Annotated in this window: 11 protein-coding genes; 7 read left to right on the forward strand and 4 right to left on the reverse strand. The window is 28.1% G+C overall.

Annotation, left to right across the window (positions count from 1 at the left end; all coding sequences use genetic code 11):
- The first annotated feature begins 76 nt into the window (after positions 1 to 76).
- The 5 genes from GCL60_RS03150 to GCL60_RS03170 are packed head-to-tail and all read left to right on the forward strand — an operon-like array spanning position 77 to position 5,711.
- Positions 77 to 1,324, forward strand: coding sequence for an argininosuccinate synthase (locus tag GCL60_RS03150; protein ID WP_153418410.1), 1,248 nt, complete (start codon positions 77 to 79; stop codon positions 1,322 to 1,324).
- A gap of 57 nt (positions 1,325 to 1,381) precedes the next feature.
- The gene (gene argC, locus GCL60_RS03155; RefSeq protein WP_153418411.1) at positions 1,382 to 2,428 is read left to right on the forward strand and encodes an N-acetyl-gamma-glutamyl-phosphate reductase; all 1,047 of its coding nucleotides are present in this window, start codon (positions 1,382 to 1,384) and stop codon (positions 2,426 to 2,428) included.
- Positions 2,429 to 2,440: 12 nt separating this feature from the next.
- Positions 2,441 to 3,649 (forward strand): bifunctional glutamate N-acetyltransferase/amino-acid acetyltransferase ArgJ, encoded by a 1,209-nt coding sequence (argJ, locus tag GCL60_RS03160; protein WP_153418412.1) that lies wholly within the window; start codon positions 2,441 to 2,443, stop codon positions 3,647 to 3,649.
- Between the two features lie 2 nt (positions 3,650 to 3,651).
- A complete protein-coding gene (argB, locus tag GCL60_RS03165; protein ID WP_153418413.1) occupies positions 3,652 to 4,494 on the forward strand; it encodes an acetylglutamate kinase in 843 nt (280 codons plus the stop codon).
- Positions 4,495 to 4,514: 20 nt separating this feature from the next.
- Complete coding sequence (locus GCL60_RS03170) at positions 4,515 to 5,711, forward strand: aspartate aminotransferase family protein (RefSeq protein WP_153418414.1); 1,197 nt, start codon at positions 4,515 to 4,517, stop codon at positions 5,709 to 5,711.
- On the opposite strand, the gene GCL60_RS03175 is transcribed toward GCL60_RS03170, so the two are convergent.
- A complete protein-coding gene (locus GCL60_RS03175; protein ID WP_153418415.1) occupies positions 5,712 to 6,410 on the reverse strand; it encodes a pirin family protein in 699 nt (232 codons plus the stop codon). It abuts the gene before it with no gap.
- A 26-nt stretch (positions 6,411 to 6,436) separates the two neighbouring features.
- Entirely contained in the window at positions 6,437 to 7,282 is an 846-nt protein-coding gene (locus tag GCL60_RS03180; protein ID WP_153418416.1) for an SCO family protein, read from the reverse strand.
- A 187-nt stretch (positions 7,283 to 7,469) separates the two neighbouring features.
- On the opposite strand from GCL60_RS03180, the gene GCL60_RS03185 reads away from it, so the two are divergent.
- Complete coding sequence (locus tag GCL60_RS03185; protein ID WP_153418417.1) at positions 7,470 to 8,258, forward strand: dioxygenase family protein; 789 nt, start codon at positions 7,470 to 7,472, stop codon at positions 8,256 to 8,258.
- A 2-nt stretch (positions 8,259 to 8,260) separates the two neighbouring features.
- Here the strand turns inward: GCL60_RS03185 and GCL60_RS03190 are convergent, their stop codons facing one another.
- Positions 8,261 to 8,965: an SIMPL domain-containing protein gene (locus tag GCL60_RS03190; protein WP_153418418.1), complete on the reverse strand. Its 705-nt coding sequence runs from the start codon at positions 8,963 to 8,965 to the stop codon at positions 8,261 to 8,263.
- A gap of 165 nt (positions 8,966 to 9,130) precedes the next feature.
- Between GCL60_RS03190 and GCL60_RS03195 the strand changes: the two genes are divergently transcribed.
- A complete protein-coding gene (locus GCL60_RS03195; RefSeq protein WP_153418419.1) occupies positions 9,131 to 10,009 on the forward strand; it encodes a hypothetical protein in 879 nt (292 codons plus the stop codon).
- Positions 10,010 to 10,025: 16 nt separating this feature from the next.
- Here GCL60_RS03195 and cheB read toward each other — a convergent pair whose 3' ends face one another.
- Positions 10,026 to 11,897: a chemotaxis-specific protein-glutamate methyltransferase CheB gene (gene cheB, locus GCL60_RS03200; RefSeq protein WP_153418420.1), complete on the reverse strand. Its 1,872-nt coding sequence runs from the start codon at positions 11,895 to 11,897 to the stop codon at positions 10,026 to 10,028.
- Between the last annotated feature and the right edge of the window lie 3 nt (positions 11,898 to 11,900).

Consider the following 11,900-nt stretch of genomic DNA (forward strand, 5'->3'; position numbering starts at 1 on the left):
AGATCCTCCATGCGACGTCGCCAATAAAAACTACAAACTTCAAAGAATAAATTATTAATATTACAGGAATATATATATGAAAGAAAAAATCATTCTGGGCTATTCTGGCGGCTTGGACACTTCCATTATGATACCTTGGCTTAAGGAAAATTATGATTGCGAAATCATTGCTGTAACTTGTGACTTAGGACAAGGTGAAAAAGAATTAAAAGACATCAAAGAAAAAGCCATAAAAAGCGGAGCTTCTAAAGCTTATGTAGAAGATGTAAAAAACCAGTTTGTTACCGACTTTCTCTGGAAACTGCTAAAGTCTGGAGCTAAATATGAAGGCGAGTATTTATTAGGTACTTTATCAAGACCTTTGATTGCTAAAAAATTGGTAGATATTGCTATTAAAGAAAATGCGACAGCAATATGCCATGGAGCAACTGGAAAAGGGAATGATCAAGTCCGCTTTGAGCTTGCCATAAAGTCATTTTCTTCTAAATTTAAAATCATTGCTCCTTGGAGAACTTGGAATATTACATCTAGAAGTGAAGCAATTGATTATGCTCATTCTAAAAATATTCCTATCCAAGCAACAAAAAAATCACCCTACTCCAATGATAGAAATATTTGGTACGTTTCTCATGAAGGCGGCGATCTTGAGTCAACTGAAAATGAACATAATTCTGAATTTTATCAAATGACAAATACATTAGATAAAACACCAAATCACGCCGATTTTATTTCAATTCAATTTTTTCAAGGAATACCTGTAGCATTAAATCAAATCGAATATTCTCCTGTTGAGTTACTTTCTAAATTAAACGAAATTTCTGGAAAACATGGCATTGGAATTATAGATATTATTGAGAACCGTTTAATTGGAATGAAATCGAGAGGCGTTTATGAAACTCCTGGCGGAACTGTTTTATATAAAGCACATCAATATTTAGAAAGCATTTGTTTAGATAAAGATGTTCTGCATATGAAACAAAGAATAGCACAAGATTATGCAAATTTAGTTTATAATGGACTTTGGTATACTCCATTAAAAGAAGCACTAGATGCCTTTATAGATGAAACACAAAAAAATTTGACGGGTGATGTAAAACTAAAATTATTTAAAGGACATTGTTTGTTCTCAGGTGCTCAATCTCCTTCTAGTTTATATCATAAAGATTTTTCAACATTTGAAAAAGATGATGTTTACGATCAATTTGATGCACAAGGATTTATTCAAATTTATGGATTACCTATAAAAATAAATTCAATCATGAAAGAAAATAGCTTAAAAAATTTTCATTCAATAGAAAACATGAGAGAAAATAATAAATTATAAAGTAAGATTTTTTAAATTTTCATTTTTTTTATTCATAAAAATATTATTGGTGGGTAAATGATAAAGGCAAGTATTATAGGTGCAACTGGATATACAGGAATTGAATTGATCAGGATATTAAAAAATCATCCAATGGTTTCTATTTCAAAATTATATTCAGAATCTTATAAAGAAAATAAAGCAGATGAAATTTATCCACACTTAAAAAATAATCTAAATTTAAATTTTTGCGAATTTTCAAAAGAAAATTTTGAAGATGACTGTGATATTATTTTTTTAGCCCTACCCCACGGCCATGCATTAAATTTAGCCTCTTTTTTCATAAATCAAAATAAAAAAATAATAGATCTCAGTGCTGACTTTAGAATTAAAAATACGAATCATTTTTATGAATGGTACCATAAAAAACACACGCAACAAGAATTATTAAAAAATACTCTTTATGGTTTACCAGAAATCACAAATAAAATAAATTATAATCATATAAATTTTGTAGCAAACCCTGGATGTTATCCTACTGCAATTCTATTAGCAACAATTCCTCTTCTCAAATTTAATTTAATCGAAATGGAACATTTTGTTTTTGATGCAAAATCAGGTGTTTCTGGAGCAGGAAGATCTCTTCAACTAAATTCACATTTTTGTGAAATTAATGAAAATATAAACGCTTATCAAATTGCGGGAAAGCATAGGCATATTCCTGAAATTGAGGAACAGCTTAACAAATTTACTTTAAAAAATATTAAAATTCAATTTACTCCACATTTAATACCTGTAACTAGAGGAATGCATATAACTTCTTATTTTCATTTAAAAGATAATGTTACAGAAAAAAATATTTATGAATCCTATATAAATTTTTATGAAAACTCCTCTTTTATTAGAATATATAAAGACAATATCTTACCTCAAATTAAGAATGTTAAAGGAACAAATTATTGTGATATTGGATTTCAAATCGATCCAAGAACAAATAAATTAATTGTTATCAGTGTCATTGATAATTTAATCAAAGGTGCTGTTGGACAAGCTATTCAAAATATGAACTTAATGTTTCATTTGGAAGAAGACTTGGGGCTTCATTTTATTACAAATTATCCATAACAGGAGAGTAATATGTATAATATTATTGATGGTGGAGTTTGCGCACCACAAGGATTTTTAGCAAATGGAGTTTATGCAGGTGTAAGAAAAAATCCAAATAAATTAGACTTAGGATTAATTTATAGCGATTTTCCATGTGTTTCAGCAGGTGTTTTTACTTTAAATAAAGCAAAAGCAGCTCCAGTAATTGTTTCTCAAGATAAATCTAAAAAGGGAAATATTCAAGCAATAATAATTAATAGTGGTAATGCTAATTCCTGTACTGGTGAATTAGGTATTCTTCATGCTCATCAAATGGCAAATAAAACAGCATTTAAATTAAAAATAGACCCATTGAATGTAGCAGTAGCAAGTACAGGCGTAATTGGTGTTACCTTACCAATTGATAAAATATTATCAGGAATCGATCAAATAACTCATAAATTAACAAAAAATAGCCAAGCCGCCAGCCAAGCAATTATGACAACTGATACCTACTCTAAAAGTATAGCAATTAATCTCAAAATTTGTGGAAAAAATATTACGATAGGAGGTATGGCAAAAGGCTCAGGTATGATTCATCCCAATATGGCTACTATGCTTGGATTCATAACCACTGACATTTCTATAAGCCAAGAAATTCTTCAATATACTCTTCAAAAAGTAAATGAAGATACCTTTAATATGATTACCGTTGATGGAGAAACATCAACAAATGATATGGTTTTATTATTAGCCAATGGTCTCGCAAATAATCCTGAAATTAATTCAATAAAAGACCCAGACTGGAAAATATTTTATCAAGGTTTAAAGTATGTTTGCCAATTTTTATCCATAGAAATTGCAAAAGACGGCGAAGGTGCAACAAAGTTAATTGAAGTAAAAGTAACAAATGCCAAAAATAAAGAGCAAGCAAAAATTGCTGCACGAACGATATGCGGATCCCCTTTAATAAAATCTGCAGTACATGGAGAAGATGCAAATTGGGGAAGAATTGTAAATGCATTAGGCTACTCAGGAATTGATCTTGATTTAAATAAATTAAGCGTTTCTTTAGAAAAATTGAATTTATTTCTTGAAGGAACTGCCATCCAATTTGATGAAATAGAAGCTAAAAATTTACTTAAAAACAAGACTGTAAATATTTATGTTAATTTAGGATTAGGTGACGGAGAGGCTGTTGCATGGGGCTGTGATTTAACAAATGAATATGTAAATATAAATGCTTCTTACAGGACTTAATTATGAATACATATCCTTCAGCTTACGAAAAAAATATAATTATTAAATCAAAAGATCTAAAAGGAAATATTTTTGTTATTAAATGTGGTGGCTCTTTATTAAGCAATAAAATTTATTTAGATCAAATTATTAAAGAAATTTCACAAATGTATCATCTTGGGATTAAAATTATTTTAATCCATGGTGGAGGAAATGAAATCAATGATATTAGTAAAAAATTTCATATTTCTCCAAAATTTTTGAATGGACAAAGAATAACTGATAAAGAAACAATGGAAATAGTGCAACTATCTTTACATGGAAAAACAAATAGAAACATAATTTCTTGCTTTAATAAATATAATGTAAATTCAGTTGGAATGAGCGGTCAAGATTCAAATACAATAGAAGCAAATATTAGAGATGAAAAACTCGGATATGTAGGAAACATTACACATGTCAATTTAAATCTTATTGAACATTTATTAAATGGGAATTATTTACCTGTGATTTCTAGTTTAGCGACAGATAAACAAGGAAATACATACAATATTAATGCAGATATTATGGCAGCAGAAATTGCTTTGGCTACATCTGCAGATAAATTTTTAATTTTAAGTGATATAGACGGCATTTATGATGATTTTAGCAATAAAAATTCATTATACAATGAGATTTCATTAAATCAGATAAAAAAAGGAGTAGATGATAATAAATTTACAAATGGCATGCTTCCTAAATTAGAAGCATGCTCTTTAATAATCAATAAAAAGAAAATGAATTGTCAAATCATAAATGGAAAAATAAAAAATAATATCCTTGAATCTTTAATATTTAATAAATCTATTGGTACAAAAATAATTTAAACTATAATAGAAGAAATTTTATGCATACAAATAAGTATTATATAGAACAAGAAAAAATATATATTATGAATACATATAACAGATATCCTATTACTTTAATAAAAGGAAGTGGACAATTTGTATGGGATGTTGAAGAAAATAAGTATTTAGACTTTTTAAGTGGAATCTCTTGCACTTTATTAGGACATAATCATCCTAAGGTAATTAAAGCAATAAAAGAGCAAGTAGATTTAATTTTGCATACTTCAAATTTATTTTATTCTCCACCAAACATTGAGCTTGCAAAATGTTTAATTGATAATGGGGGACTTGATTCCTTATTTTTTTGCAATTCAGGAACAGAAGCAAATGAGTGTGCAATTAAATTAGCAAGAAAATATCAATGGCGTTTAGGAAAAGAACATAAAAATGTAATTTTAAGCGCACATCATTCTTTTCATGGAAGAACATTAGGCGCTTTAGCTGCAACAGCAAAACCAAAAATACATGAAGGATTTTCTCCGTTACCTTATGGTTTTAAATATGAATCCTGGGACAACATAGAAGCTTTTTGTAACGCTATTGATGACACTGTTGCGGCTGTTATTCTTGAACCAATTCAAGGAGAAGGAGGAATAAACCAACCTCCTGAGGGCTTTCTCAGTAAAATTCGTCAAATTTGCACCGAAAAAGATGTTCTACTTATTTTTGATGAAATACAATGTGGACTTGGAAGAACTGGATTTTTATTTGCCTATCAATATTTTAATGTAAAACCAGATATCATTACATTAGCAAAAGGGATTGCGTCTGGCTTGCCTTTAGGGGTGGTTTGCGCAACTCAAAAAGTAGCTAATGCATTTTTACCTGGGGATCATGGAACTACATTTGGTGGTAATCCTGTTTCATGCGCAGCAGCTTTAGCAACATTAAATATTATTTTAAATGAAAATATATTAAATAGAGTTAAAGAACTTGGAATTTATTTTAAAGAAAAATTAACTTTACTTAAAAAAAATTATCCTAATTCAATATTAGAAATAAGAGCAACAGGATTAATGATTGCAATTGATTTTAATTTTAAAAATCAATATATTGTTGAACATCTTCAAAAAAATAGTATTTTAATACATACATGTGGCGAAAATTCAGTAAGATTATTACCCTCATTTGTAATTAACGAAGAAGATATTGATCATTTTATAGAAAAGATCGACGAATATTTAAATATTATTTAATTAAGGCAAATCAAATAGTAAAAATTGACATTGAGAATTATTTGAAGAAAAATTTAAAATATCTCCATCTGAAATAGCAACCCCATCCCCTTGCTCCAAATGAATTTGTTCATCTAAGATCATTTCACCATGTGCAATTTGAATCCAAGCATGTCTTTCATTCTCTACTTTATATTTTAAATTTTCATTTATTCCTAATCTACCTTGGTATAATTTAATATCTTGTTTTATTTTTAAAGAATTTCTTTCACCATTTGGAGAAACCAATAAAATAAATTTTTCATTTATATTTTTAAAATCGTGTTGTTGGTAAAATGGATCTTCGTTATTCACATTTGGTTCTATCCAAATTTGCAATAAATGAACAAGTTCTGTGTTTGAATGATTATATTCACTATGCCTTATTCCATTACCAGCGCTCATTAACTGAACTTCACCAGGGTAAATGACAGAGCCTGTTCCTAAACTGTCTTTATGTTCAAGACTTCCCGATAAAATATAAGTTATAATTTCCATATTTTTATGGCCGTGAGTTGGAAAACCCTGACCAGGTTCTACTTTATCTTCATTTATAACGCGCAACTTACGAAAGCCCATAAATTTGGGATCATAATATTCTCCAAATGAAAAAGAATATTTTGCATGCAACCATCCATAATCAGCAGTACCTCTCTCAGAATTTTTACGAATTTGAATCATAGAAAGGAACCCTTTATTTGAAAAATTTATTTATAAAGCTTCTTCCTTTTATTATAATAAAAATAAACTAAAATTCCTAGAAAAGACATCATTGCAATTCCGACTGTTCTCATTATCCCCATTGCTAGACCTGTATATGCGCCTGCGTTAGGATCATAATAACAACAAAATAATAAAAATCTATCTGTTGTAGAACCAAGCTTTCCTTGAGAAGCATCCATAAGTGAAAACTTAACATCATTCACTTTATAAGAAATTCCATAAATATATCTTGTAATCGTCCCATCTGGGGCTATAAAAAAAATGGCTGCCGTATGAGAATATTCATTATTTTGTGGAAGATATTTATAATAAAATCCAACTTGTTTTGTTATTTTATCAATACTTTCTTGGTTACCAACAAAAAAATTCCATTCTCCTTCAGGTTGACCTGCTAAAGATAAATATTCGTCGTGTTTTTTTTTGGCATCTTCTGGTTTATCAGTCGGATCAAAACTAATGGTAGCAATAGAAAAATCTTTCCCAATAGGCCATCCGAGTTCTTTTATCGTTTTTGCAACATTAATAAGTTGGACACTACAAAGACTAACGCAGCGATAATAATTTAAGGTTAATAATATAGGTTTTCCATCTTTTGTTAATTCTTTTAAAGATTTTATTTTACCAAATTGATCGGTAAAAGATAAATTCATATCAATTTTGTTACCTAAATGCTCTTGTATTGTGACACCTTTATTTGATTCGGGAATGGAATCGACAGGAGGAAGCGCTGAATTCCCAGATGGCTTGTAATTAAATACCTGAGAATATACTGGATATATAAAAATAAATAACATAATAACTATTATTTTTTTAAAATACACAAAATACATAAATTAAAATCCCCATTTAAAAAGAATCATTCCTTTTGCAATTGAGAATTATGAAATACAAATTCAGAAATCAAGTGAATCTTAATTTTAATTAAATAATATTTTTTTATGCCAAATTTTACTCATTCGTTATTTTATATAAATATGTTAAAATATATATTATATAAAAAATAAAAATGGAGAATAAATGAAAAATAAAAGTACATTACCCTGTTTATTTATAGCTCATGGAAGCCCTTTAAATGCTATTTTACAAAATGAATACACAGAAACACTCCAATTCATTGGAAACGAATTAAAGCCATTAGTGAAATCAATATTATGTATTTCTGCACATTGGAGAACAGAAGGCGTTTATATAAGTGGAGCTGAAAAACTTTCAACTATTTATGATTTTTCTGGTTTTCCCGAAGAACTATATAAAATAAATTATAACCCTAATGGAAATATAGAATTAACCAATAAAATATTCTCTCTTTTATCTAAATACAATCCTAAAATAGATGCTAAAAGAGGAATTGATCACGGGGCTTGGAGTATATTAATTCATTTATTCCCACATTATGATATTCCAGTGGTTCAATTAAGCCTAAATTTAGATTTTAAATTACAACAACATTATGAAATAAGCTCACTGTTAAAACCTTTAAGAGAAGAAGGTGTTTTGATAATCGGTAGCGGAAATATTGTTCATTCTTTCTTTGCTTTTAGCGATGAAAAAAATGCAGAATCACCGGATTGGGCAATTGAATTTGATCATACTATAAAAAAAGCGTTAATCGAAAAAAATCATGAAACTATAATAAAATATAGAAGATTATTTGGAAAAAGCGCTAAACTTTCTGTTCCAACAGAAGAACACTATATACCATTATTATATATCATTGGATTACAGCAAGAAAAAGATAAAATAAGGTTTATCTATGAAAAATTTCAAAATAGCGGAATGTCAATGAGAAGTTTTATTTTAGAATAATGCTATTTAATAAAAAATTCAATTGAGGTAACAACTCTAACTTTTTTCATAATACTCGCTTCATCAGAGTACATATCATTTGGATTTGAGTTGACTGCTGTGATAGAAATAGTTCCTTGTGATGCTTTTTTAATTTTTCCAATGCTACTATTCGAATTTTTAGCAAAAGTTTCAGCTGCATCTTTAGCATTTGTCGTAGCTTTATTTAACATTTCTGTTTTAATTGAGTTTAATTCTGTGAACATATATCTTATATTACTGTAATTAATAACAATACCTGATTCAACTAAGGCACCTGTTTTTTGAGCTACTGAATTTACAAGATCGACTTTATTTGTAGATAAATTAATTCCAGAGTTAGCAAAAAAACGAGGACCTTTTTTGTTATCATATGAGTTATGATTATCTTGAACTGAAATGGCTTGTTTTTCAATTTCATTTTCTGAAAAACCTTGATCTAATAAAAATTTTATTATTGTATTTTGAGAAAATGAAAGATCAGAATATATTTTTTTTAAATCATCATTTGATAATGTAAAATTGATCTGCCAAGAAGCTAAATTCGATTTTACTATTTTTTCATCTAATCCTTTCACCTCGACAAAACGACTAAAATTTCTATAGTTTTCAATTGAATTACTTAAGACAAAACTTGATATAATAACCCCAATTGTAATTATAACAGATGAAATAACTGTATTTTTCATTTTTTTTCCTTTAACTAAAATAATTGCTTTATTTATGAGAGAATAACTGCATATTCAAAAGCAAATACTTATAACTCATTTTCATTAATTTAGAAAGGCTTGCTCTAACTATTCAAATTTGTTACTGCAACAAGGAAAGGTATTTTATTTTATGGAGTTTAATCTATGCAACACCCTTTTTATATGCAACTAAATGTTTCTGCAAATGAAGCAAATCGTCTTTACTGGAATGGCCAATATTTTTCTCTTGAAATTGTTATGATTTTTCCAAAACAAGTAGAATCAAAAGAAGATGTTCAAAATATTTTAGATAGTGCCTCCCTTGTTTTAAAATTAACCCCTTTTAAAAATCAATTTCGTGCAAAAATGCTTGCAAATTTGGCTGACACAGAAAGTACTGAAAAAGCGAAAATCATAGGATTAACTATATCCATGAATTTAAAAACTTTAAAAGTGATTGAAATTCAAGATTCGCGCGAAATTCAAACCACTTTAAATCAAGAGGGTTCAGGAACAATAAATACAGGCGAAAGCATTTCTTTAAAATTAACAGAAACAGAAAAGCTTGAATTAAGTCAATCCATAGAAAAGCTTGCAAGCGGAAATTTATTGCCCCACTTAAGACAGCCTTTTGTAAGTTTTGAAGATAAATTTTTAGATGAACAATGGCAGGAACGTATTCCAAAAAGACAAAAAAAATCAGCGCTTATTCCCTTTCAAGCCGTATTTCCGTACTCGGGCAGCATTGAGCGTTTTCATGAAAAACAAATTTATGCCATTGACGATCTTTATTGTGTAAATCCCGAATGTGATTGCAATGAAGTAACATGCGTCGTTTTAACGTTTGATCCAAAAACAGGAAGAGAAATTACCCATGGCGGATTTAAATATCATTTAGAGAAAAAAATCTTTAAAAATATTCCTAATTTTCCAAGTAACTTTAACTCGCAAGAATGGTTTAAACAGTTTAATAAATTAAGTCCTGTAAATTTAACTTACGCTTTTGAAGCAAGGTACAAGTTATTAAGAGAACATATGAAGTAAACATAAATAAACTAAATTAAAGAATTCTTTTTATAATATTTGGAATTTCATTTAAAGCTGCAACCTGATGAACTCCACCAAGAGCAATTGCCTCTTTTGGCATTCCAAATACAACACAAGTATCTTCATCTTGGGCAATTGTAAAAGCATTTTTATTATATAGTTCTTTTAATCCATTAGCCCCATCATTTCCCATTCCAGTTAAAATAAGAGCACAAATATTAACTTGATTCTTTAAATTTGCGAGAGAATAAAACATGTAATCAATAGAAGGTTTATGCATATTCATTTTTTCTGAATCATTTACTTCCAATATTAAATTATTTTTTTCTTCTATAATTCTCATTTGTTTTCCTCCTGGAGCTAAATAAACACAATTGGGCTCAAGGATTTGTTTGTTTTTTCCTTCATAAACTTTAAGATTACATAACTCATTTAATCTGTTTGCCAAAGCCAATGAAAAATATTCAGGAATATGCTGCACAATTACAATAGGCGGGGAATTTTTATTAAGTTGTGACAAAATAGTTTGAAGAGCTTCAACACCACCAGTAGAAGAACCAATTGCAATTAAATCAGGTTTGGATATCTTTTTAGGTAAATTATTTGAATATATTGTTTTTGAAACTTGTCTATTTTTTAAATTATAATCCTTACTCGATTTTCTTGCTTGCATAATTGTGTTTTTAATATTTAAAATTTCTTTAGTTGAATGTATACCATTAGGTTTTTCAATATAATCAAATGCGCCTAATTCAAGACATTTTATTCCATTATCAGCCTCATCAAATCCGACAGAACTCATAATAACAATTGGAGGATGAGGTTTATTTTTTAAATGTTCTAAATATTCGATTCCATTCATTTTAGGCATATTCAAATCTAAAATTATAGCATGAGGCTGCTGTTCCAATTGACTTAGTTTTTCCATTGCTTCAATCGGATTTTCTGCTTCTCCAACAACTAAAAAACCTTCTTTTTTTGTTAAGTTTTTCCTTAAAAAATCTCTTATTGTCAAAGTATCATCAATAACAAATACTCTTGTTAAATCTTCGCTAGGTTCTGAATTTAATGAATAAATAGAGTTTTTTAAATGCGTAAAAGGAACATCAATTCCATTTAGAGACTCTGAATGACCTAAAATTAAATAACCATTATTTTCTAAATTATTTTTTAATTTTAAAATTATATTTTTTACTTCTTTTCTTTTATAATAAATGATAATATTTCGAATTAAAATTATATTAAATTTTCCAATATCTTCTGAATTTAATAATAAATTATGCACTTTAAATTTGCATAATTTATGTACACTATCTTTTATTCGAACAAATTTTTTGAATTCATCTGTTCCATAATCAAAATATTTTTGAATTAATACTTTTCCCATTTCTTTTTCAATGTCGGAAATCAAATAAATTCCATTTTCGCATTTTTCAATTGATATGGCATCTAAATCGGTTCCTAAAATCTCAATAGGAGGAATGGAGTCATATTTTAAACCTAATGAATAACATGCTTCTAAATAACAAATAGCAAGTGAATAGACCTCTTTTCCAATTGAAGCTGCTGCGGACCAAATCCGAATAGGTTTATTATTTTTAATAAATTCAGGAAATATTTCATCTGCTAAAAAATCAAAATGCTCAGGCTCTCTAAAAAATTCTGTGGTATGATTTGTCAAAATTGAAATTAAATTTTTTATTTCAAAATCCTTATTTTGACAATAATAATCATAATAATCTTCAATTTTAATAAAATTTAAAATATTTACTCTTAATTTAATTTTTTCGGTAGCTAAAAGTATTTTTTCATTATTTAATTCAACTTGTATAATATTTTGGATGTCTTTAATAATTTTTATATAAATATCATCATTTTTTGCCATTTT

This window comes from Silvanigrella paludirubra (genome assembly GCF_009208775.1).
GTDB classification, from domain to species: domain Bacteria; phylum Bdellovibrionota_B; class Oligoflexia; order Silvanigrellales; family Silvanigrellaceae; genus Silvanigrella; species Silvanigrella paludirubra.